Origin of the sequence: uncultured Aquimarina sp. (assembly GCF_947495315.1) — a bacterium.
In the GTDB taxonomy this organism is placed as follows: Bacteria; Bacteroidota; Bacteroidia; order Flavobacteriales; family Flavobacteriaceae; genus Aquimarina.
The window spans coordinates 168527-192944 of sequence record NZ_CANLYD010000006.1 but is presented as its reverse complement, the minus strand read 5'-3'; the positions used below and the strand labels follow the sequence as shown (position 1 = coordinate 192944).

The 24418-nt window shown below is 31.4% G+C and carries 20 protein-coding genes; 1 reads left to right on the top strand and 19 read right to left on the bottom strand.

What is annotated here, in order from left to right; genetic code table 11:
* Positions 1–4: 4 nt before the first annotated feature.
* The 6 genes from Q0910_RS12780 to Q0910_RS12755 form a co-directional block, all read right to left on the bottom strand.
* On the bottom strand, positions 5–673 hold the full coding sequence (locus Q0910_RS12780; protein ID WP_299216962.1) for an acetyltransferase: 669 nt from the start codon (positions 671–673) through the stop codon (positions 5–7).
* A gap of 135 nt (positions 674–808) precedes the next feature.
* Positions 809–1054: an acyl carrier protein gene (locus Q0910_RS12775; RefSeq protein WP_299216959.1), complete on the bottom strand. Its 246-nt coding sequence runs from the start codon at positions 1052–1054 to the stop codon at positions 809–811.
* A 74-nt stretch (positions 1055–1128) separates the two neighbouring features.
* Positions 1129–2625, bottom strand: a complete 1497-nt coding sequence (locus Q0910_RS12770) for an AMP-binding protein (RefSeq protein ID WP_299216956.1) — start codon at positions 2623–2625, stop codon at positions 1129–1131.
* A 23-nt stretch (positions 2626–2648) separates the two neighbouring features.
* The gene (locus Q0910_RS12765; RefSeq protein ID WP_299216953.1) at positions 2649–3749 is read right to left on the bottom strand and encodes a hypothetical protein; all 1101 of its coding nucleotides are present in this window, start codon (positions 3747–3749) and stop codon (positions 2649–2651) included.
* 25 nt (positions 3750–3774) lie between these two features.
* Positions 3775–4380 (bottom strand): sugar transferase, encoded by a 606-nt coding sequence (locus Q0910_RS12760; RefSeq protein ID WP_299216950.1) that lies wholly within the window; start codon positions 4378–4380, stop codon positions 3775–3777.
* 389 nt (positions 4381–4769) lie between these two features.
* A complete protein-coding gene (locus Q0910_RS12755) occupies positions 4770–5924 on the bottom strand; it encodes a glycosyltransferase family 4 protein (RefSeq protein WP_299216947.1) in 1155 nt (384 codons plus the stop codon).
* A 458-nt stretch (positions 5925–6382) separates the two neighbouring features.
* On the opposite strand from Q0910_RS12755, the gene Q0910_RS12750 reads away from it, so the two are divergent.
* On the top strand, positions 6383–8353 hold the full coding sequence (locus tag Q0910_RS12750) for a right-handed parallel beta-helix repeat-containing protein (RefSeq protein ID WP_299216942.1): 1971 nt from the start codon (positions 6383–6385) through the stop codon (positions 8351–8353).
* A 70-nt stretch (positions 8354–8423) separates the two neighbouring features.
* On the opposite strand, the gene Q0910_RS12745 is transcribed toward Q0910_RS12750, so the two are convergent.
* The 13 genes from Q0910_RS12745 to Q0910_RS12685 all read right to left on the bottom strand — a co-directional run bounded on the left by Q0910_RS12745 (position 8424) and on the right by Q0910_RS12685 (position 24373).
* Positions 8424–9821, bottom strand: a complete 1398-nt coding sequence (locus Q0910_RS12745) for a hypothetical protein (protein WP_299216939.1) — start codon at positions 9819–9821, stop codon at positions 8424–8426.
* A 5-nt stretch (positions 9822–9826) separates the two neighbouring features.
* Entirely contained in the window at positions 9827–10966 is a 1140-nt protein-coding gene (locus Q0910_RS12740; RefSeq protein ID WP_299216936.1) for a glycosyltransferase family 1 protein, read from the bottom strand.
* Positions 10967–10972: 6 nt separating this feature from the next.
* Positions 10973–11857 carry a glycosyltransferase family A protein gene (locus Q0910_RS12735; protein ID WP_299216933.1) on the bottom strand — a complete coding sequence of 295 codons (885 nt, stop codon included), beginning with the start codon at positions 11855–11857 and terminating at the stop codon, positions 10973–10975.
* Between the two features lie 7 nt (positions 11858–11864).
* Positions 11865–12959, bottom strand: a complete 1095-nt coding sequence (locus Q0910_RS12730) for an EpsG family protein (RefSeq protein WP_299216930.1) — start codon at positions 12957–12959, stop codon at positions 11865–11867.
* A 53-nt stretch (positions 12960–13012) separates the two neighbouring features.
* Positions 13013–14224, bottom strand: a complete 1212-nt coding sequence (locus tag Q0910_RS12725; protein WP_299216927.1) for a glycosyltransferase — start codon at positions 14222–14224, stop codon at positions 13013–13015.
* 192 nt (positions 14225–14416) lie between these two features.
* On the bottom strand, positions 14417–15193 hold the full coding sequence (locus Q0910_RS12720) for a glycosyltransferase (protein ID WP_299216924.1): 777 nt from the start codon (positions 15191–15193) through the stop codon (positions 14417–14419).
* Between the two features lie 3 nt (positions 15194–15196).
* Entirely contained in the window at positions 15197–16168 is a 972-nt protein-coding gene (locus Q0910_RS12715) for a polysaccharide pyruvyl transferase family protein (RefSeq protein ID WP_299216920.1), read from the bottom strand.
* A gap of 29 nt (positions 16169–16197) precedes the next feature.
* The gene (locus tag Q0910_RS12710) at positions 16198–17478 is read right to left on the bottom strand and encodes a hypothetical protein (protein ID WP_299216918.1); all 1281 of its coding nucleotides are present in this window, start codon (positions 17476–17478) and stop codon (positions 16198–16200) included.
* A 9-nt stretch (positions 17479–17487) separates the two neighbouring features.
* The gene (locus Q0910_RS12705; RefSeq protein WP_299216915.1) at positions 17488–19029 is read right to left on the bottom strand and encodes an oligosaccharide flippase family protein; all 1542 of its coding nucleotides are present in this window, start codon (positions 19027–19029) and stop codon (positions 17488–17490) included.
* A 50-nt stretch (positions 19030–19079) separates the two neighbouring features.
* Positions 19080–20360 (bottom strand): nucleotide sugar dehydrogenase, encoded by a 1281-nt coding sequence (locus Q0910_RS12700; RefSeq protein WP_299216912.1) that lies wholly within the window; start codon positions 20358–20360, stop codon positions 19080–19082.
* Between the two features lie 41 nt (positions 20361–20401).
* The gene (locus Q0910_RS12695) at positions 20402–21400 is read right to left on the bottom strand and encodes an SDR family oxidoreductase (protein ID WP_299216909.1); all 999 of its coding nucleotides are present in this window, start codon (positions 21398–21400) and stop codon (positions 20402–20404) included.
* Positions 21401–21802: 402 nt separating this feature from the next.
* Positions 21803–22330, bottom strand: coding sequence for a hypothetical protein (locus Q0910_RS12690; RefSeq protein WP_299216907.1), 528 nt, complete (start codon positions 22328–22330; stop codon positions 21803–21805).
* 45 nt (positions 22331–22375) lie between these two features.
* Entirely contained in the window at positions 22376–24373 is a 1998-nt protein-coding gene (locus tag Q0910_RS12685) for a dehydrogenase E1 component subunit alpha/beta (protein ID WP_299216904.1), read from the bottom strand.
* Between the last annotated feature and the right edge of the window lie 45 nt (positions 24374–24418).

Here is a 24418-nt window from a genome sequence, read left to right as displayed (position 1 = left end):
TAATTTAAGATTTAGATAAATATCTCTTCCCTTTTTTTACTGTTTTAATAACTTCGCCCGGAACTCCATATACTAAATTAAAATCATCTACATCATGCAATATTAACGATCCCGCACCGATAATACTATGTTTACCTATATCAACACCTTGTATTACATTAGCTCCTAATGATACTGCCGAACAAAAACCAACAGTTACATTACCTCCTACTGTGACACCTGGAGCAATACTTGCAAAATCATTAAGTTTACCATCGTGTCCAAAACTAGCATTTGTATTCAGGATACATCCATCTCCTATTTCTACCAAGGCATTCACTTTTACTGAAGCTAATATTACCGTTCCTTTTCCTATTATAACACTAGGACTTATAATGGCGCTAGAATGAATAATCGTCACAAATTCAAAATCCACAGCCATTTCTTTAATTTTGGTATACATTAGATATCTAGTCCAATTATCCCCGATAGCAATGACACCTTTATTAATACCTTTTTTTATTAAATCCTTTATCAGGTCTTCTGTCCCTAGGATTTCATAACCAAGAACTTTCTCTCCCTTCGGTTTAAACGAATCAATCAGCCCATAAATCTGAAACTTTCCATTTGATTCTACTGTTTCTATAACAACCTTAGCATGACCCGAGGCACCGATAATTACAATTTTGTCCATTGGTTCGTAAAATGATAATCCGATAAAGAAATGAATCCGTTTATCACTATACTATGACAAAAATCAGTAGACAGTTTCAAAAAAAATAAAATCATACATTGAAAACTATACTAGTAGGTTTAGATCAAAGTTCCTTTATTGCCCCAATTCGGATTGAATACTATTAACTAAGTCACCCACATTATTCATATTCATCAGATCCATTAACTTAAACTTAATACTAAAGGTTTTCTCGACTTCTGTAATAATCATCATATGCGTAATGGATTCCCATCCGTCCACATCATTAGCTGTTGTTTCATCAGAAAGTTGAAAATTTTCATGTTCTAATACAGAAATGAATGCTGTTCGCACCTTAGATAAAATATCTTCTTTGTTCATTTATCAGTTATTTTTAGTTGTTATATCATTTACACTTTGAGTTTACTATGAAAAAATTCAAAATGCAATTGGTATTAGTTTATATTAAAATGTTTTTTTAATTCTTTTCTGTCAATTTTTCCATTGATACTATGAGGAAACTCCTTTATAAATCGCACATGCATCGGAATCATATAACTTGGCATTACGGTTTTCATGTGATCAAAAATATATTCAGTGTCAAACTCTTCCGATTCGATCGCTAATCCCAACTCGGCATTACCCAAATTATTAGTAATGTCCAGTGCTACCATGTTCACTTTTTTATCAGATCTGGATTTTGCGTGAAACTCTATTTCGGCTAACTCTACTCTATATCCTCTAATTTTTACCTGAAAATCTGCTCTACCCACATATAAAAAATCCCCTTCATCATCTTTTAAACAAAGATCTCCGGTTTTATAATATCTAACATTTTTATTGCCTTCTTCTCTTATAAAAAAGCTTTGAGCATTTCGTTCTTCATTTTTCCAATATCCTGGAGTTATTTGAGGTCCTCCTAAGCATAATTCTCCAGTTTCTCCAATAGCAACTTCCTCATTCTTTTCACTTACTACGAGATATAATGTATCTTTTTGCGGAGTACCAATTGCTATGATACCGTTATGAGACTTGGTAGCAGTTTCTTTATGATACGGATAAAATCCGCTATACACAGTAAACTCAGTAGGTCCATAATAATTGAATATTTTACAATTTGGCAAACAATCACTCCACTCTTTTGCAATTTCACTGTGCAGAGCACCACCACCAAAACTACAATATCTTACATCCGGTGCATTTATTTCTCCAAAATAAGGACGTAGATAATTTATAATAGACGGTACCATGGTAAGCACAGTAAGTTTCTCTTCGTTTATCAATTTAAATATATAGAAATACTTAATCGCTCCTTTCGGAATAGTATACATACAAGATCCTGACAATAAAGGAAATAGATAAGTAACTACTGAGAAATCAAAAGTTAGCTCAAACATTTGCAAACATCGATCAGACGGCTCCAAATTGAATGTTGGTTCTGCATCAATCGCTCCTACCAACGCCTGAACATTATCAAATGTGATAGGTACTCCTTTTGGCAAACCAGTTGTGCCAGAAGTAAACAAGATATATGCTATTTGATCTCCAGAAAATTCTTTGGGAACTAAGTTGATTTCAGTGTTTGATAATTCTTTAGAAGGAATTACTTGATAATCATCATATACCGAACTTTCTGAAGAATCTATAACATACTTAGTTTCTGTTAGTTCAAAAACTTTTGCATTCCGCTCAAATGGAACTTCAGGATTCACTGGAACATATGCTTTACCCTCTAACCAAAGTGCAACGATACTAGCATAGGTCTGAAGATCATCATTGGTAACCAAACCAATAAGTTTTTCTAAATCTTCAATCGCATTAACTACAGCAGATCTAATCTTAGATATTTCTATAGCAAACTGTTTATAACTATAAAATGTACCATTAATGCACAATACATTATGATCTGAATGCCTTTCTATTGATTCCTGTAGTTTTTTTACGAATTCCATTTGTGGTTGATTATGCAATTGGTTTAATAAAAATGTCCATCACGGTTTAACATCATAAAATTTTCAGAATCTATCTCTGTATCATTATGTGCCAAGCCTTTTTTGGTAACTTTATGTGTAAAAATTGTCTTATATCTTTTAGTGATATTATCAGACAATTTTGTGTCATCAGTAAATATGAACGTTTTTCGATGTTTAATAAAGTTTTCCATTAATGCATCTATGCACAAATTATAATTCTCATCATCATCTTCTACCAAAAAATATTTAACATTAAACTCATTATAATTTATGACATAGGACAAAAAACCAATGATTTTGTCTTCTTTTAGTATTTTTAGATTATGAAGATAAATATTATTACTAATACCTGTTTGTAATGATGTATGAGGATGTTTATTAGGTACTGGAGTCTGAAGGTATTGACTCGCATCAATTTGCCAATTCACATACGCTTTTGTTTTATGAATCAAATCGTTATCACAAAGAGGTTTTACGAATTCCCAAGTTTCATCATCTAATTGGTTTATATAATCATATGAAAGCTCCTTTATCTTACTTTTTAGTTTAGATCTGTTTAGAGATCGTATAATTACTCCGGTTAAGTTGTCCATTTGATCCAGTATAAACTTAAAGGATTTTAAAAACTTAAACCTTCCAATTAACATAGAGGTATCCAGACTAAAAAATATGGTATATCTAAGTCTTGATGCTATTACTTTAAAAGGCTGTTTCTCATAAAAAGTATTGACATTTTCGGCATACGATTTAATAAATATTTGTTTTCCTGTTAGATTAACTGCTTCATTGTAAATATATGTTCCTAAAACAGTGTCTTTATAGGTTTTATGTACCCACCAAGATATCATCCAATACACCTTTTTTGGTTTATTATCCTTTGTATTTAATAAGTCTGGAAACATAAATATAAACGAAATCATTTTGTCTCCTTCATATCCTAGTACTCCACAATAATCATCATCATTAATTCTATCATTAGCTACTAACCATAATGCTTTACTCTTTGGTAATGGAGCAAGATCATTTTTCCAATAGGTATTTTTATCAATAGCTTCCCTTAACATCTTTTTTGTTAAGCCTATTACTTGTAAATCTTTACTCATGCTCTTCTGACTAAAATAAAACTAATTAATTACTACCGTTAAACCATTCTGATGTCAACTCTTGTGATAAATTAACATCTTCTTTTTTCAAAACTTTTTTTAGTGTAAGACCCAATATTTTAAGATCTATTAGAAAACTACAATTCTCTACATACCAAACATCATATTCGAATTTCTTTTTCCAGGTGATTGAGTTTCTTCCATTTACTTGCGCCCAACCTGTAATTCCCGGTCTTACATTATGCCGTTTTTTCTGAGTTTTGTTGTATACAGGTAAATATTCTATAATCAATGGTCTTGGGCCTATCAAAGACATATCACCTTTTAATACATTTATCAACTGAGGGATTTCATCTAGCGAGGTTTTTCTTACGAATGTCCCCACTGGTGTCATTCTATCCTTATCTGGTAACAAATTGCCATCACTATCCTTCAGATCATTCATTGTTTTAAACTTAATAATGCTAAAAATTTTTTCAGATTTACCTGGTCGTTTCTGTACAAAAAAAGGTTTCCCATTATTCGCAATTATAAGAAAAACAATCAGCAAGAGAAATATGGGAGCAATGATGAGAAGCAATATCAATGCTGTACTAAAATCAAGAACTCTTTTAAAAAAATATTTATACACCTTTTTTTTCTAGTTTAAAAACAACAATACTAAAAAACCTTGGAATATGCTCCAGGCCATACATTTGTACTTAAAAAATGGGGAAAACACAATAGAACAATGATTTTTATCTGTCGAGGGGGATGCAGTGATCATCATATCTATAATTCTACGGTTAGAATCGGAGGCAAATATACAATCTATATTTTATTTTTTTAACTTAATTTAACAACAATTTATATAAAATTCCAATGACTGTACATCTTGTTTTAACTGTCGAAACAAGAACCACACTAACGACATATCATAGTATATGAGAGAAATCTATATAACATGAAATAACAATGTTATTTAGCTGCTTTTGCAATAAAACAAAGAGTTGTTTTTTATCTAAGATTAAAAAACATCAATTACAATTGTCTATATTCTTCTAAGATAGCATTCCAAACATGTTTTCTTTCATACTTCTCGCAAATCATCTCTCTTGATTTCAACGATATTTGGTGGCAATATTCTTTATCAGAAATAACTTTATTCATAGCTTCATAAAGAGCTTCAGAACTTTTTACAGGTATAATTGTACCACTAATTCCTTCAGAAACGATTTCATTACATCCATTAATATCTGTAACGATACAAGGCAATCCCATAGAACCAGCCTGCATTACCACATTCGGAAAACCTTCTCTATAACTAGGAAACGCTAAAGCGTCCGATATTGCAAAAAATGGTCGTACATCATTTTGCCATCCTACGGAAATAATATTCGGATTATCATCAATCTCTGCTTCTGTTTCAGGCAATAACGGATCTAATTCCCTTTCATATGTTCCTACTAAAAGTAGTTTTGCATTTTTATACTCACCATTCAACTTCTTAAATGCCGTTATCAGTTCATTAATCCCTTTATCCTTAACAAATCGTCCAACAAATACGAACACAAAATCATTTTTATCGATCTTTAATTCATCTCTTAACCTTAGGTTGTCTTGTTCTGAATATAAAGAAGGATCAAAATGAGAAGTATCAATTCCATTAGAACTTCCATTAGCAATTACCTTAAGCTTTTTAGCGCCCGTATATTTATTTTCTAAAATAATATCATTAAGACCATAAGAATTAGGATAAATCATTGTTGCACAAGCATATGTGATTTTCTCCACGGTATCCAATAATGTTCTCTTCGCTCCACTAGCTTCTAATAACGGTAAGCCTGCTATAGTATGTAATCGATGTGGAACTCCCGCTATTTTGGCAGCTAGCATGGATAAAGTTCCCGCTTTAGGAGTATGACTATGCACAATATCCGGCTTTTCTTTCTTAAAGACTTTATATAATTGATACACTGCCTTTAAATCCTTTATTGGAGTAATTTTACGAGTCATTTCTACAGGAATCACCTTGATTTCTTCCTGTCTAGCAACTCTCTCTAAAATATTCTCCTCTCTACTAGACACACCAATTACATCATAATGCTGTGACATAAATTTTAGTTGTCCCTGAAGCAATCCTCCCAAAGATCTAGGAACTGTAGTAACGCGAATAATCTTCCCCTTATTTTTCACTTATTTAATAAAAATATCTGTTTTCGTTGCAAATATATAGATATAACCCTCTTTTAAAATTTTTATTCTAATTCTTTTTTAACATATATTTATTCAATATATTGGTTCCATTATAGGCTTACAATTAAATTGAAAGATTATAATCACAAACAAAAGAAGGAGAAAACCTACAAATAATTATAAACATTCGATAATTTCAGGGAATTTACCCATATATTAATATTTCACACACACTATCTTTTAATTTATGCCTTATTATATTAAGCTCAACGTTATTTTGGATAAAGTTTCCTTTTATTTTACGGTAAAACCACAAAACATCAAGTGTTTAAATATCAATTAATTATGTTTTGTGAATTTTAACATTTTTTTTCGACGTAATACACAATAACGTCGATAAACATCCGTTATCCAAGCATCAAAATAAAAATGAAACTAAAAATCAACCCCCCATCCAAATGAAAAAGTTACCATATTACCTATTATTCTTAATAGCTTTCTCCTACGTTTCTTGTAGTAATGAAAGTATTGAAGAAATTGTTGCTGATGTTGAAGAAGAAGTTGAGGAAGAAGATAACAATGAAGAAGAGGAAGAGGATACTGACATAACTTCAGATAATCCTTGCGACTTCGATCTTTTAAGTATTGCTGCAAATTCTACGGTTACCATCGACTGTTTAATGGACCTTGAAGGAAAAACTATTAATTTACCCGCTAACGTCAATTTTGATTTTGAAGGTGGAGATATTTTTAACGGTACACTTGTATTCTCTGGTGGATATATTGACGGAAGACTTTTGAATTTTGATTTGGAAACTCAAGGAGATGTAATGCTAAAAAGTCCTACATTTATGTTTACCGCTTCCAGATGGGAAAATATTGTACAAGGACAAACAACTTCTGACATCGCTCTTCAAAATACGGCTGAGTTTGAAAAATTAATGTTCCGTATTAAAGATATGGGCGGTACTACATTTAAAACAGATGTTTTTGATGCATTTTTTGAAATAACTAAGGTGACAAGTACAACAGCTAATCAAAATTTCTACGCCTCTGTTGAAGCAGTTAACATTCCTTCTGATTTTCATTTGAAAATGTCTGATAATACTCATTTAAGAACATTTACGGCTGAATCGGGAATTGAAAACGGTGTTATTTTGGCGGTTAGAGATGTGGATAATGTTATTGTAAGCGGAGGTAATTTATATGGTGATCGAGATAAAAGAGTTTACTCTCCAGAAGATGTTGGCCTAGAAGGAACACATCTTTTTCACATACATGCATCAAGAAATATAACCCTAGATGGAATTAATTTTATTAATGGCTCTAAGGGAGGATTAAATGTTTATTCCCTTGGTTTTTCTTTTAATCCTGATTATATACCAACAACAAAAGTGACTATAAAAAATTGTCTTTTCAAAAACAATCGTCGAATGGCTTTAGCTGTTACAGATGGTAGAGATGTGACTATAGAAGGTAATACTTTTATTGATTCTGGCCAGCCTTCTGCAAATTCTGACGGAGGTGAAGTTGGTTATGCTATTAATGTAGAGGCGTACCGTAGAAGAGATGCAAATGGTAATCTGGTTGAAAATGAAAAAGCTTTTGATATCGATATTAAAAATAATACTGAGATTAATAGTAGAGTTGGATTTGTATCTGTACATATTGGACAACAAGTTACGGTGCAAAACAATACCGTAAGTACAAGAGTTGTGTATTCCTTAGCTTCTGAAACTAAAATTTTGAATAATACTTTTGTTGCAAATAGCGGTAGTGATGAACAGTTTGCAATTTTTGCTGCAGGCGAAGGAGAAACAGTTTTTGATAACGAAATTGCGGGTAATGACATTTCAGGATATAATGTTGGGATAGCGACAGATACCAAAGATGTGTATGTGCACGATAATGAAATTAGAGATTGCGAAATAGGATTACAAATGAATGATACATTTGATTCAGATTTTGAAGGAAACACAATAAGTGCTAATAATTTTGGAATAGGACTTACTAATACTGCTTGTGATAACTTGAACATAATGAATAATGACATTACTGCACAAGGATTTCATATTAAATTTTCTAATTTCAATCAAAAAGATGATGATTTGAATAATATGATTAATATCGAACAAAACAATTTTTTCACCACTAAAAAAGTTAGTTTTTCTACCGCTAATGGTGTGATATTTAAAAATAATGAAGTGGTTGGTGGTATAGAAATTGGAAATTCATCTAATATCAGTATTATTAATAATCAAAAAATTGAACCAGCTGCTAGTGATGGTATACGATTGTATGGAACACATGAAAATATTGTTATAAGCAATAATAATATTGCCGAACCTGACGCTTCTCAATACAACTGCATAAAAAATAATTCAGAAAATCCGGCTGAAATTACATTAGCATCTAATAGCTGCAATTAAATAAAGCCTTTTTAGTAAACTAAATTAGTAATTGAGTCTGTACTTAAAATTTAAGTACAGACTCAATTCATTATAAATCTATAGTAAAACTTCTTATTACTGTTTTAAACTTACCATTGGCTCCTAACGGGATATCATCTACCAATTCTATTTTTATTGTAATACTTTGGCCTAAGCGGTTTTGAAGATTGCTTATTAATTCTTTTTCTACTGCTGTTGTAAAATTAGTATCCGGAACTATCTTTACGGTTAATTTATCTGTTTCTCTTTGAATTAATTGACTTTTTATAATTCCTTTTAACCCCTTATATGCCGTATCCATTCTTCCTACATATCCCTTTTCCTCTGTCCAAAGAATATCGTCTTCTCTTCCTGTTAATTTTTTTATTATAGGCATCAAACAACCGCAGGAACAAGTTTCTCCTTCTTCCGCTAATTGAACGGTATCTCCTATGTCATAACGTATTAAAGGTGTTTTCAAATTTATAAAACTGGTAACAACCAATTTTGCAATCTCACCGGGTTGAGCCTTCTTACCTTCTACATTTATAAACTCAAAGAAACCTGAATCTATATTTAAATGTAGATTACCTTCAGTACATTCTGTAATAAATGGGCTTCCTTCACTTGAGGCATATTGATTAAAAACCTTGCATTGAAAAGCTTTTTCTATCTCTGACCGTTGATAATCATATAAGGTTTCAGCTGTAACGGCTATAGCTTTCGGGATGAAACTCAATTGGATATTGTTCTTATTAATAAATCTACTTATGATATAGATTGCAGAAGGATATCCATCTAATAAAACCGGTTTAAAACTGTTAAGCTTTTTTATAAAATGAGGAAGGTTATCATCCGTAAGATGATATGTAGACATTAATAGCTGTTTTTCAAAGTAATTGAAAACCCAGAATGGAGGTTTTTTTGAGGTGGTTTCTACGATCAACCTTCCAGAAAAACGAACTTGTCTAATTTTATCATTAATTCCAATTACCCTGTGGAATCTTTTCCAAATAGCAAATGATATGTTTATCGATTCTTTATCAATATAATCAATCATTGGAGTTCCTGATGTACCGCTCGTATGTCCAACAAGTGCAGTTTTACGGTTTTTATTAACGATTAGGTCGACATTTTCTCTTCGTTCATTTTTACTTAAAACGGGCATTTGTTTTAATACATCAAAAGGATTTTCTTCAATGGATTGCAAAGTAATTCCTTTTGCTTTCATTTTGGAGGAATACCAATCTGAAAAAGAGAAAACTTCTATTAATAAACTACTTAGCTTTTTTTTTTGAAAATCAATGCTTTTTTCAACGGTAGCATCCCAGATATCTATATGTTCTTTAAGAAATCCTTTATACTCATCGTTATACCTTTGCTTATAATTCAAATAACCTTTTACGTTCAATAATAAGAATTTAATAAAATAGGGAGAGTTCTTATAAATTTTTTCTTGTAGACTCATAATTCCTAGTTCAACTGTTGTAGATAAAATTTTTCAATTTCTTTTACATTCTGTTTTATATCGTACTTTTTATCTTTAATAATATCAAGATTATTTTTCCTTTCATAATTCTTTAAATCCAAAATAGGCTTAACCCAAAAAGAAGGGTTTTCTTTAATAGATAAGAATTTAATATCATCTGTTAATAGTACTTCCTCGGTAATAGTATCTGATGCAATTATTTTTAATCCTGCGGATTGCGCTTCTATCAAAGTAACTGGTAAACCTTCATAAAAGGAAGGAAACACAAAAAAATCAAGCATCTGTATTAATTGCGGTATATCCTCTCTAACACCTAGAAACTTCACATCACCTTGTATACCTAGTTCTACTGCTTCTGATTTAATAGATTCTTTTAAAGGACCACCACCAATTAAAATTAATTTGGACTGTGGATATGATTGAAGTAATTCGGAGAAAATTTTTAATAGATAAGAATGGTTTTTTTGTTTTGTAAAACTACCTACATGCCCTATTACTAATTGATTCTCAAAGTTAAACTCCTTTCTATATGAAGCACGAGTTTCTTCATTAAAAATAAATTTTTCTGCATCGACAGCATTATTCATTGTCGTATGATTAGTATCTGAGCCAAATAACCATATCCCTGCTTTATCACCACAAGTAAAATTATGCGTTGTAGGTTTATGAATGCGCCTTTTAAGCCATATTTTAATTATGCTTTTTAGCGTTTCTTTTAGCCCTTCACCTCCAGAAAATATATTAGAAAATTTTATCTTTTCAAGAGCAATATGCGCGTGGGCTATTCTACAAGGGACTCCGAATTCTTTTGCAACTTTAAGTGGAAAATAACTAAAGGTGTTTAAATGAGAATGTATTATTTTATATTCTGAATGTTCCTTAAAAAAAAGTCTTAAATTTTTATAATAACTCCCTGGAAAAAGAGGATTAATCGGATCGAAACGATATATCTTTCCTCCTAAATCAGTAATCTCCTGATCAAATGCAGCAGATTGTTTTCTATGTACTAAAAAATCAAATTGGATTTTTGTCCTATCCATGTTTCTATAGTAATTCATAATCATGGACTCTGCCCCTCCCCGATTCATGATCGTAAAAACTTGTAAAACTCGTATTGCTGACATTTAAAATTATTTTTTTGTTTTATACCTGATAAATAAATTTAGCGCTATCCCAAATGGAATTGCTAAAATTGTTATAAATTTTTTAGGCGACTCAGTTACAAATGATCCATTTTTAGTAAACATAGCACTAGAAACATAATGAATCGCATTCTTAAATTTTTCTTTAAAATTTTCGTCTAGCTGCATTCTACTTTTTCTAGAAAAGGCAAAACCATTGGGATGTCTTCTATATTGTTTCAAAATATTCATGCTGGAACCATCTTCCATATATTCCACTTCGCACAAGACTTCATTTACAGGCAATAATTTATAATCCTGATCTATTAGTTGATACAAGTATCCGAGTGGGACAAAACGCTCTCCTTCAAAGAGTGGATACGGCGGATATTTTTTCACAACCTCTGTTCGATAAACAAGTTTCTTATCTCCTTTAACTCCGTGTTTCTTATAAAGGTCATAAAGTGTTGTTTCTTTTATAGTACTTGGGATTTTGGTTCCTATAATTTTCCCTTTCATATCTGCATCTAAGCCTACTAAGCCAGCGAAAATTTTCTTATTTTTAATCAACTGCCAGTTTTTAAGTATGATATTGATCGCATCTACTCCTAGGCAATCATCACTATCTACACATACATTGAGTTCAGTTTCAATTAACTTATATGCTGTATTATGCGCCCCGTGCATGCCTTGGTTTTCTTGATAATGATATATGATTTCAATCTTTTTTTCCTGGATCCAAGATGAAACTAATTCTTTTGTATTATCAGTTGACCCATCATCCACTACTAGCCAAACAAAATCTTGATTTGGTTGATTCAATAGACTCTCATAACATTTATGCAAGCAATAAGCTCGATTATAAGCCGGTGTAAATACTGTGATCGTTTTCATAAAATAATTAGCTATATAAGTAATACATTAAATAAGTAAAAGAAAAATAAACAAACATAACTTTACCTATCATAAAATGTTGATTTTCAAAAAATCTTTCTTTGAGAAATGGATAAATAATAATTAACCCCATCATAAACCAAGATAAATACGCAAATCGATTCGAATAATTAGCTTTGATTATTAGTATCCAAAAACCATTACAGATTAAATATGTATTAAGCAATTGGTAGTAAAATTTATCTTCAAATTTCTTCTTGTAGATAAAGTACCATCCAGCGAATACTGCAAAAGCACTATGAAATAGAAAATCCCATCTAAACCCTGTGCTGGCAAATGTCCCGGATTCAGCTTCAGAAGTTAAGTATCCAGTTAATCGATCATCTGCAAAACCAATACTACTAAAAAACGAAATCCATACGCTGCTCAATATTAACGACAAAGGAATACAAGTTAACCATCCTACAAAAATAAATTTAGGGTTGTTATATAGATATGTTATCAAAAAAGCGAAAATTGGCAACAACATTGTTTTATGAAATGAGGCAGAAAGAATAAAAAACAGTGCCATTATAATTTTCTTGTCTTTATAACACAGGCCCCATAGAAAAAAAGAAGTCGCTATTCCATTTCTTACTCCGTTTACGCCATAAGTCCAAAAAGAGAATGAAACTACAAACATAAAGAAAGCATAAAACCAATACTCTTTAAAGAGTTTCTTTGAAATTCTAAAAAGCGGATATACATAGAGAAACATGCAAATGACAAAGAATATATGAATATTCACTATTCCAGCACAAAATTTCATAAAAACATGAAAAAAGATATCTTTATCAGATAATATTTCACCCCCTAAAATATACCTATAATAATGGGTTGCATAATTTATAGTATCTCCAAAATAATGCCCATTTATAGGTCTTAGCCCCAAATATAGAATCACTCCAAAAAAAATAGAGTATCCGGCTAAATTGGTAAACAAAAGATTTTTTACGCTATTTACAGGTAAGACAAATGAATTAAGAAGGCATAGTAATGATACAACAAGTAAAAGGTTAATGTATAACCCAAAATAATTTTCTAATGGAATAAAATCAATCATATATGCATTTAATAGATTTCCCTATACGGTATCATACTACTACTAATAATAAACTATTTCTTTAAGGGTTTTAAATATGCTTCAGAAACCTGATCAACATCAAATTTATTTAATAAATCATTCTTATTATTATTAAGATTTTCCTTAAACCGATTATTCAATAAAACTTCAGATAGCCCTTTTGCAAAATGTCTTTCCTCTTCAATAATAGAATCAACTGTCGGAATTGACAAGTCTCCTTTATAAAAATTTGGTGTTATAATTCCAGACTCGACTTCTACATTTTTGTTATCTATCGTAACATTTTTAGTACTCATTAACTCAATAATCCCCCCAGTACAATTAGATGACACCACTGGAATTCCTAAACAAATAGACTCAACAATAACATTTGGTGTTCCTTCATACAATGAGGATAAAGCCAACATCTTTGATTTAGCTAAATACTTATACGGGTTGCTTTTTCTACCTAAAAAAACAACTTTATCAGTTAGATTTAATTTTGATATTAGATAATTACAGTAAGTAATTACTTCTTGAACACCGTCACCCACAAATACAAGCTTTGTATCCTTATTTTCTTCTCCTAATAAATAAAATGATTTAATAAGATGCCAAGGTGATTTCTGATGAGATAATCTACCTAAAAAAAGAATTACATTACCTAAAAAAAGCTCTTGTTCCTCCTTATCGGTAATCTCTTCTAGTGATTTATTTTTTATCTCTTGTAAATCATGAGGGTTATAAATTATTTCCAAATTATCTAAACGATACTTACAATTTTGAATAAGATCTTGTTTTATTGCATTACTAATACAAACCAATTTATTGAAATTTTTAAAACTCGTATTAAAACAAGTTTTAAGCAATTTATTCAATAAAGTCTTATTCTTAAGCTCTACACTTTTCAATGCGTGTAAACTTCCTATCTTAAGTTCTTTTGTAAAGGTTAAAGAACTAAAAATATTAGCCATATCACCAAATGCAATGGAATGCGTGATTTTCTCTTTTTTAATTATTTTTCTTAACAGCAAGGGTGCTTTAACATAAAATAGAATTCGTTCTACTTTGGTCATTTTATTAAAATCATATGGCTTAAAAAACAATTCATCATCTCCAAAATTAATGATATCATTATCTAACTTTATGATTTTCATAGCTTTTACAGTATCACCTTTCATTTTATAATGATTATAAAATGTTAAGGCAAGACGTTCCATTCCTCCTACACTTCCATAAGGCATTATAAGTAATATTCTTTTCATTAGTTTAATTTAATGTGTTATCTGCAACTTTTGAAATATTAAAAAATATTGAGAGGAATACTCGTTTCATTTTTTTAAATACCTTACTTTACTTGAAAATCTTTTTTATCATAAAATTCAGACTAACTTGAAATCGAATCAAATAAAACCTTTGTAAAATCTGCTTTAATAAATTTATTAGATTAGATCATCTCACTTTTTTGAGACTGCTGACTTGATTTTTTTTAATCTTAAAAAACCTATTACTCCCAAAACAAATTTTACTCCAAAAACACGAATCAGTTTCCTTTTTAGATTTGGTAAAAAAGTAGTCTTCTGAGGCAACCAAGACATTGCAAAATGATGAATCGAAAAAGTTCTAGATGTCTTTTCTATGATACCTGTACCTTGGTTTTTTGCACAAAAGAAGTCTTCAGGAAACATAAATAACTCTGAGTCAGATTTACTATAAGATAATTCTTCGGGAACCGGATCTACCATTTCGATTATAGAATGATTCTTTTGAATATTCCCCATCATAATTCTAGGCAATGTTAGCGTATCATAACTTCCATCTTGTTTAATAAAGGATCTATTTTCATAATGTTTTAAACAATCTGCAATCCACTTAGATCCTTTTTCTGCTCCAAAAACTCCTGCTTCTATAATACCTCCTCCTTCTGAGCCTACAAAATACGGCAAATGCAATAAGGAGTTGTAGCTTTTGATCACTTCGATATCTGTGTCTAAATAAATACCTCCATATTTATGCACAGCATGCAATCTAATATAATCTGCCGCAAAAGCATATTTTTTTGTTTCAAAGGCTTGTCTTACCCACTCATTATTTTCTAAAGGAAATCTATTAGTATCCCATAACATAAATTCATATTCCGGAAGCTTTTCTTTCCAGGTAGCTATACATTTTTCGATCAAGCCAGGGAACTTATCCCCGCTTAACCAACAATAATGTATTATTTTAGGTATCATATTTTATTTGTTAATGAATTTCTTACAAATCTCTTTTAAAGGATTTGCTAAATCATGATGTTTCTCCAAATTGGTAATTTTAGTGTCCTTTTGGATCTTATCTTCCAATCCAAAATTGCTTGTAAACGTTCCTGTTTTTGCATCAATATCAATACGATTAAATAATTCTAGTATCCCATCAAATCGACAAGAGTCAACAAAACTATCAAAACCATTAATAAAAATAACAGGTGTTCCCATTGCTAGACAAGGTAATGCACAATGAATCCTCGAAGTGATAACTAATTTTGCTTTTGCATATTTATTGAGTAATTCTTCTGCCATATCAAACTTTTGCTCATCCGTATAGGTATTGGATGGAGGTTCTTGATTAACAAATATTGCACTATCAAGTACTTCCTTACTTACAAAATTTTTCAGGTGTCTTTTCTTTTTTCCTAATTGAAAGGCAGATCCATTAAGTATATTTTTAATTGTCTGTTTCGTATTATAAAATACTCTTTCGGGTCTTGGATAACTATATAGAGGATCTACAATATATATATCATTTCCTCTTTCAGAGTCATCAACTTTATATGAATCTAATGTTAACGTTAAACATCCAGTGAAATGTGCATCAATACCTTTTGCCTTTAGGGTATCCGCAGTAAATTGATCTCTACATCCTATAGGTTGGTGTTTCTTTAAATAAGCTATCCCTTTTTCACTTAACATTGCCGGTGCAGCGGTGTTATTCATATGAAAAGAGACAAAAAGAGGAACGATATCTTCTGAAGGGACCCAATGATGGGTATTATGTGTAAACCAACCATTCATGATTAATTTTATAGGATCTCCTTTATAATCTCCTAATTGTTCTCTATTAAGATAGGTATCCACCTTGGGCAAAAACTGTTTTGCCGCTAGACTTTGAACATTATCTCCAACGTTAAAAAAACGCTTATTCTCATCGTATGTAAGTAATCCGTATTTCATATAACTCTACAATTTACATTGTTCTTGTTCTATTTAAATTTTCTATATATTTTTTGCAGCCAAGGAAACTTATTTCTAATAATAAACTTTAATCTGTTTGTTCCCTTGTTAGCATTATTAACTTTTTCTTCTAAAAGCCTATCTACTTTTCCATTTCTAAAATCGTTCATATGCTTAGTCTCGGTCTCTACATCAGAGAAAACAAAAAAAGTATCCACACTTTTTGCTTTTTCCATCAACTCCCACCAAAAATATTTTACACCTTTGCTTCCAGAACCTATATGTAATATTTGATAAATTTTATCATAAACACTTCCATCAACTTTAAAACCATATTCATTAGGGTTTTGATTGTTCAAAATAAGACCAAGTATCGTTCTGAAACATTTCTCGCAATAACTACAGTTAAATTCGGTTCTTTTTTCAGAATAACATACTCGTAGTCTGAATCTTTTCTTTTTTTCTGAAGCGAATTTTGCAATTAGGTCTACTTTATCCTGTCTTTTTAATTCATAACCATCATGAAATACTTTGAAACCTGAACCCCAAGTTATTTTTTTATCAATCTCTGGTGTAGATCCCCAATCAATATCAATATGATCTGTATAAGAAGATGCTATATAAACTGAATCATATTTATTTACAAACGATAAAGGAGCGATTGATCCTACCAAAGCTAATCCGTGTTGTACTTTTCCCCACCATCCAATATCTTTCAATAAAAGCTCTACTTGATACGTATAAAAATCTCTAAGGTTCGTTTCTATATATTCTTTATGATTATCATTAAGCAGCTCTTCATTATCGATAAAACCAGTAAAATCATTCCATTGATCTTTATCCTCTATAGTGATATCTGCACCGTGAAGTGTAATTAAATCAGGTTTTCGATTATAGATTCTAATATAGGTAGCATATGCATCTACTCCACCACTAAAAAGCATGGCTGACCTAGAGCCATTTAATGAATTTTTTATTAATTTCTTAGCAATTAATGTTCCTTCAAGTCTATTAGAAGTATCTCGCTTAGCGAATTCTTGTTTAATTTTCTCCTGTGCATTGTAAAAGTCCTCATCTACCTCGTCTACCTCGATAGAAAAACCTGCAAACCATGCCATTGGTAATACATTAGACAAAAACGGAATTACTGCTATACTTGCCGGTGTAGCACTAACATCAATTTGATACTTAGAATAAAAAGATTGATTTTCTACAAACAGTTTCTGGATATTAGAACCAACAGAATACTCATAGTTGATCTTTCGACCTTCTTCCGAATATGTAATTGAATGTAGTTTTACTGTATCCATTCTTTTAATTTATTTTCGTTTCAATAAAGAAACTATAGGTTTTCTAAATAATTCTTTTTCATATTCTAGCATACCAATAGAATACATTGTAAAGATAAAAACAACGGTATACGAAATGCCTTTGATTATAAAGTTAATCCATCCATCACCAGGAATATAATTAATAAAGTAACCTATAGCAATCACCAATAAAACTACGATTAGTGTTTTATGAAATAACTCCTTAAAAAACCGAATAATATTCAAACCAATTTTATTATTATAATAGAAATTCATCACATTTTGTACAATTATCCATGCGCCAACGAGTCCTATTATCATTCCGATAGCACTATATTTCATAGCAAGAAAACCACCAGCAACTGCACCTAAAACCATAAATACAAGATAAAGAATTGCCTTAAAAGATAATTTGTTTTTAGCTTCTAGCACAGAATTACCAAAAGCCTGTAATAAAGGAAGTGTATATCCAATCATTATGATTAGCGCGATATTATATATTTCTCTACACTCTTCTACACTATATCTTCCGCTACCTGATGATTCTCCTCCCCCAACCCAAAGATTGATGAACTGTTCTCCATACAGCATAAAAGCTCCAAAAATATACATCAAAATAATAAAAGATAGTCTTCCTAACTTGATCATCATATCGGTCAACTCTTCTCCGCTGGCATTATTTACCGACATTTGTGTTGCTCTTGGTAAAAATACACTGGAAATTGCTGTTGAAAAGGCTCCATAATACGTTCCTAACGCGATACCTATTCCATAGATCCCTAAAACTTTAGGAACACTTATAGCACCTAAAACCCAACTACCTGACTTCCATTGTAGCATATTAACAATTGCAAATAGAAAAATCCAACTGGAATATTTAAAAATCTGAAGTATAAAATCTTTAGATAATTTATGTAACTTAAATCTTACTCTAAGCTTCACTAAGACATAATAAGCTGATGCCGAAATGGTAAGAATATTAAAAATTGTATCCACGATTACCAATGCGATTGCTCTTCCACCAAAGAATAAGACAGCCACAACAGTTAATGATCTCAGTATATACCTAATAATCCCTACAGACTCAGGAAAGACAAACTTTTCATACCCTTTACAAATACCTGTAAATATCATTCCGGGTAGTTGAATAGCTAAATTAAAAATTAAAATCACAAACATTAACTTAGCAATTCTAAGCTCGTCTGCATTGAATTTTGTGAAATATGTATCAATAAAGAAATAAAAAACAGTTCCAGAAATTACTACTAATGCAGAAACTACTGTATATAATATTCTAACAGTTCCTAAAAAGTTTTCTTCTCCTTCTCTATCTTTTTCTGCTCTGTACTTCGCTACAAAGCGAACAACAGTATTTGTTAGCCCAAAATCAAGCAACGCTATAGTACCTATCAAGGCTCCTATAGCATTAAATATTCCATACTCATCCTTTCCTAAATAACTAACAATTAAGGGAGTAATTACTATTCCGATAACATTAACTAAGAAAATTTTCAGATAGGTAAGTAAAGCTCCTTTCTTTAATTGGCTCAATGTGGTTGGTTTAAAAAGTTGTTTAATTTATATAATGAAGATTGTTTCCCTTACAGTCTTCCATGTACTTCTTCTTCTAATATACCCTTAACATCATATAAAACTCCATTTGGTTTTAATAATGATTTAAGGTTTATGTCCAGGTACTCTTTATGCGCCACAGTTAATACAACAGCATCAAATTTTGATTTTGGTAATTCTATTACCGTTTCCAGATCATATTCATGTCTTACTTCTGATGGATTAGCCCAAGGATCATAAATAGTAATATCTGTTCCAAAATCCTTTAGATTTCCTATTACATCCACTGCTCTCGTATTTCTAACATCCGGACAGTTTTCCTTAAAAGTAATCCCAAGTACCAAAATGTTAGCTCCTTTAATTTTGATATCGTGATTAACCATTAATTTGATCACTTCTGAGGCAACATACTGTCCCATACTATCATTTAATCTTCGCCCTGCTAATATAATCTCAGGATGATATCCGAATTCCTGTGCTCTTTGAGCTAAATAATAGGGATCAACCCCTATACAATGTCCGCCAACCAAACCTGGTTTAAAAGGCAAGAAATTCCATTTGGTACCTGCAGCTTTCAACACTTCATTAGTGTCAATGTCCATCAAGTTAAAAATCTTAGCCAATTCATTAACAAAAGCGATATTAATGTCTCTTTGTGAGTTTTCTATTACCTTAGCAGCTTCAGCAACCTTAATAGTAGGAGCTAAATGAGTACCCGCTGTAATTACAGAAGCATATAGCGCATCTACTTTTTTCCCTATCTCTGGTGTAGAACCTGCTGTAACTTTTAGAATTTTTTCTACAGTATGTAATTTATCTCCTGGATTAATACGCTCTGGAGAATATCCCGCGTAAAAATCAACATTAAATTTTAATCCACTTATTTTTTCCAAGACCGGAATACATTCTTCCTCAGTAACACCTGGGTATACTGTGGATTCATAAATTACGATATCCCCTTTTTTCAAAACTTTACCTACAGTTTCGCTAGACTTATATAATGGCGTCAAGTCAGGCCTGTTATTTTTATCTACCGGAGTAGGAACAGTAACCACATAATAGTTACAATCTTTTATATCTTCTAAATTATCAGAGCAATATAGTCCCTTATCCATTTGAGAATTGTCCTTTAATACGGATTGTAGAACTTCATCTTCAACCTCTAAAGTAGCATCTGTTCCGGTTCTTAATTCTTCAATTCTATTTTTGTTAATGTCAAAACCAATTACAGGAAATTTTGTTGCAAACAGTCTAGCTAAAGGAAGGCCTACATATCCTAAACCGATGATTCCTATTTTAATATTCTGCATGTTACTTGTGGTTATTTATTATATATACAGGTTATATATTATTATTTTAGATTATCCCAGTACCATTTTACAGCTTCTTTTAATCCAGATTTCATATCAAATTTTGGATCGTATCCAAGAAGTGTTTTAGCTTTATCTACAGAAGCTAAAGAATGTGGTACATCTCCTTTACGTTCTGGGCCTTTCTTAACATCTACATTTGCGATTTCTGAATCAAATTCTGAAAGATATTCCTTTAGTAAAGTAACTAATTCGTTTAAAGTAGTTCTTTCGCCAAAAGCTGTATTATATACATTGTTTAATGCTTTTTCATTATCAGAGATAATAGCTCTCAGGTTCATCTGAATTACATTATCTATGTATGTGAAATCTCTGGAATAAGATCCGTCACCATTAATTACAGGTGATTCATGTTTCATAAACTGCATTACAAACTTAGGAATTACCGCCGCATATGCTCCATTAGGATCCTGTTTACGACCAAACACATTAAAATAGCGTAATCCAATGGTATCTAAATCATACGTTCTTTTAAAATTATCTGCGTATAATTCATTTACATATTTGGTAATCGCATATGGTGATAAAGGCTTCCCTATCTTATCTTCTACTTTTGGTAAGGCTTTAGAATCTCCATAAGTAGAGGAGCTAGCTGCATATATAAATCGTTTAACTCCAGCGTCTCTAGCAGCTACTAGCATATTAAGAAAACCTCCTACGTTTACATCATTACTAGTTATTGGATCATTTATGGATCTTGGTACAGATCCTAATGCCGCTTGATGTAATATATAATCAACACCATTACAAGCTTTATGGCAATCTTCAAGATTCCGTATATCACCCTCAATAAATGTAAAACTTGGATTTTCGCTAATCGCTGCTAAGTTTTTCTTATGCCCAGTAGCAAAATTATCTAAACCTACAACTTTACTCCCTTTTTCTAGTAAAGCTTCACATAGATTCGATCCGATAAAACCTGCTGCTCCAGTAACTAAAACAGTAGAAGAACTCAATAGTTCTAATTGGTTAGTATTCATGAATTTTTTGTATTACCCCTTGATTTTTAATCCCCTACGCTATGCTTATCGCATAGACTGCGCGAAATTAAGATTAAACAATAGAACACACAACTTATATCAAAGGGGATTTTAACCCTTAATAAAACTCACTATGTTCCGTCATCCCATAAAAAAATCAATTCATCGATTTAAATATTATAACCGATTGTAAATCAAATATATAAATTCTTACTCATTTTTATTAACAAAAACGTTTTCGAAGTTTAAAAACAGGTATTAATACGCATAAAGATCCAGCAACTCTTTTTCAGACCTATTTTTGTAGAAATGTTAAAATTTTAGGATTAGCTAAACGGAATTAGTGTTTTTAAACTTTCAACTCTTCTTACAGATGTATCAAGATATTCGATATAGAGGTGATTAATTATTATTAATTATATTTTCTCTGATAGTTTTTTCAAAGTCTAGAGCTAATTCTTCTGTCCACTCCTTAAGGAACCAGTATCTCCAACATGACAGTAAAGTTAGAACTATAAAGATCCAGGGACTTAAAGTACCACCTATAAATCCATGGATGATTTCGATAAAAAACACCAAAGACAAACTTCGAAAAAGCTTATAATGCGCAGTATTTCTTTCTAATTCTTGTAATGCAGAGACATTATTCATCCTTATAAAAGAAAAAGCCTTATAAAATTTATTACGCCCTAATGATTTTTTATGGAATTGGAAATATAACAGATCTAAAGGGTAACTAATATTAAGTAAAAAGTGTCCCACTATATATGATATCACCAAAAACAAGGCAATCTCTGAAGTTTCAACATTATTAAAATGAAAAATAAATGATATCTCCTTGATCCATAAATGAATGAATACCAGTCCAGGTAAAAGAATCGCAAATAAATCAAAGATCCCGATAAAAAAATCGCTGGGTTTAAAATTCATAATAAATCATTTTAAAATTACCTTAAACCTATTTTCTATGAAGGTCTAAAACTCTAATAACTCCTGTAACTCTTTTTCGAACCTATTTTTGGCCAAATATTGAGATTCTAAGCTTACTTCAAAAGGAATTGGTGTTTCTAAACTTGCAACTCTCTTTACCGGTGCATCTAGATATTGAAAACAATTCTCCATAATCAATGCAGAAATATCTGAAGCTATACCTCCAAACATTGAATCTTCTTGCAAAATAATCGCTTTACCAGTTTTCTTAACTGATGATAAAATTGTTTCAATATCCAATGGTTGCAAGGTTCTTAAATCAATAACATCTGCTTCTATTTCTGAATGCTTTTCTAAGGTTTCTAAAGCCCAATGTATACCTGCGCCATAGCTTATAACAGTTATTTGATCTCCTTCTTTTAACAACGAGGCTTTTCCGAATGGAATAGTATAATACCCTTCTGGCACCTCTTGTCTAATACTACGATACAGTGCTTTATGCTCAAAGAACAAGACCGGATTTGGATCTTCTATAGATGTTAATAACAATCCTTTGGCATCAAAAGGAAAAGCAGGATACACAACTTTTAGACCTGGAGTTTTTGTAAACCAAGCTTCATTGGTCTGACTATGAAACGGTCCGGCACCTACTCCACCACCGCAAGGCATTCTAACAACAACATCCGCAGACTGACTCCAGCGATAATGAGATTTAGCCAATAAATTTACAATAGGATTAAATCCAGAAGAAACAAAATCAGCAAACTGCATTTCGACCACAGCTTTTGTTTTATTTACAGATAATCCATAAGCAGCAGAAATCACTGCTGATTCACAAATCGGAGTGTTACGAACCCTATCTTTTCCAAACGCTGAAACAAAACCATCAGTAATTTTAAAAACGCCACCATAATCAGCAATATCCTGCCCCATAATAACAAGATCCCTATATTTACGCATTCCTTCTTTTAGACTATCTGAAATTGCATCGATAAGCCGAAGTTCTTTTGTAGATCTGCCTGGTAGAATTTCTTTAAATTCAAATGCTTTATAAACATCTTTCAGCTCTTTATCCAAATGAACTTGAACCTTTTGTTCTTCATTAGCTCTTTGCCAATGTGTTTCGATTTCTGTTTTAATAGCCGATCTTTTCTGAAGATCATCTTCATCGGAAAGAATACCATTTTCGATAAGATATTCTTTATAATTTTCTATAGGATCTTTTGAAGCCCAATATTCCATTAAATCAGCTGGAACGTACTTTGTGCCACTCGCCTCCTCGTGGCCACGCATCCTAAAAGTTTTAAACTCTAACAAAACAGGCCTTGGGTTTTGTCGTATACTCTCTACCAATTCATTTACTTTACCATAAACTTCTAAGACATTATTACCATCAATAACATGCGATTCCATACCATACCCTATACCACGATCAGCAAGATTCTTACAATTGTATTGCTCACTTGTTGGTGTAGACAATCCATATCCATTATTCTCAATACAAAAGAGCACGGGCAAACTCCATACGGATGCAATATTTAAGGCTTCATGAAAGTCTCCTTCACTAGTACCTCCTTCACCCGTAAATACAGCAGTAGCTTTATTATTCTTTTTCAAAAGATTCCCAAGAGCAATTCCACAAGCAACTCCTAATTGTGGTCCTAGATGTGAAATCATACCAACAATACTATATTCTTGTGTTCCGAAATGAAATGAACGATCTCGTCCATTGGTAAAACCATTAGCCTTACCCTGCCATTGACTAAAAAGTCTATATAATGGGATATCGCGAGTAGTAAAGACACCTAAATTACGATGCATCGGCAACACATATTCATCCTTATGTAATGCAGACGTCACTCCTACTGAAATAGCCTCTTGGCCAATACCACTAAACCATTTGGAAATTTTTCCTTGACGAAGTAATATGAGCATTTTTTCTTCAATCAACCTTGGTTTTAACATTTTGATATATAAAGAAACAAGTAGTTCATTACTATATTCTTTTTTATCAAAATCTAATAACAATTTCTCTTCTGCCATACAATTCAAAAATCAATATATCTTAATAATTAATGGTTTTCCAAA

Coding starts and splice junctions, on each gene's coding strand:
- Q0910_RS12780 (WP_299216962.1), bottom strand. CDS start 673: ATGGACAAAATTGTAATTATCGGTGCCTCGGGTCATGCTAAGGTTGTT.
- Q0910_RS12695 (WP_299216909.1), bottom strand. CDS start 21,400: ATGAATACTAACCAATTAGAACTATTGAGTTCTTCTACTGTTTTAGTT.
- Q0910_RS12720 (WP_299216924.1), bottom strand. CDS start 15,193: ATGATACCTAAAATAATACATTATTGTTGGTTAAGCGGGGATAAGTTC.
- Q0910_RS12770 (WP_299216956.1), bottom strand. CDS start 2,625: ATGGAATTCGTAAAAAAACTACAGGAATCAATAGAAAGGCATTCAGAT.
- Q0910_RS12740 (WP_299216936.1), bottom strand. CDS start 10,966: ATGTCAGCAATACGAGTTTTACAAGTTTTTACGATCATGAATCGGGGA.
- Q0910_RS12745 (WP_299216939.1), bottom strand. CDS start 9,821: ATGAGTCTACAAGAAAAAATTTATAAGAACTCTCCCTATTTTATTAAA.
- Q0910_RS12735 (WP_299216933.1), bottom strand. CDS start 11,857: ATGAAAACGATCACAGTATTTACACCGGCTTATAATCGAGCTTATTGC.
- Q0910_RS12775 (WP_299216959.1), bottom strand. CDS start 1,054: ATGAACAAAGAAGATATTTTATCTAAGGTGCGAACAGCATTCATTTCT.
- Q0910_RS12710 (WP_299216918.1), bottom strand. CDS start 17,478: ATGGATACAGTAAAACTACATTCAATTACATATTCGGAAGAAGGTCGA.
- Q0910_RS12685 (WP_299216904.1), bottom strand. CDS start 24,373: ATGGCAGAAGAGAAATTGTTATTAGATTTTGATAAAAAAGAATATAGT.
- Q0910_RS12715 (WP_299216920.1), bottom strand. CDS start 16,168: ATGAAATACGGATTACTTACATACGATGAGAATAAGCGTTTTTTTAAC.
- Q0910_RS12730 (WP_299216930.1), bottom strand. CDS start 12,959: ATGATTGATTTTATTCCATTAGAAAATTATTTTGGGTTATACATTAAC.
- Q0910_RS12750 (WP_299216942.1), top strand. CDS start 6,383: ATGAAAAAGTTACCATATTACCTATTATTCTTAATAGCTTTCTCCTAC.
- Q0910_RS12765 (WP_299216953.1), bottom strand. CDS start 3,749: ATGAGTAAAGATTTACAAGTAATAGGCTTAACAAAAAAGATGTTAAGG.
- Q0910_RS12690 (WP_299216907.1), bottom strand. CDS start 22,330: ATGAATTTTAAACCCAGCGATTTTTTTATCGGGATCTTTGATTTATTT.
- Q0910_RS12725 (WP_299216927.1), bottom strand. CDS start 14,224: ATGAAAAGAATATTACTTATAATGCCTTATGGAAGTGTAGGAGGAATG.
- Q0910_RS12700 (WP_299216912.1), bottom strand. CDS start 20,360: ATGCAGAATATTAAAATAGGAATCATCGGTTTAGGATATGTAGGCCTT.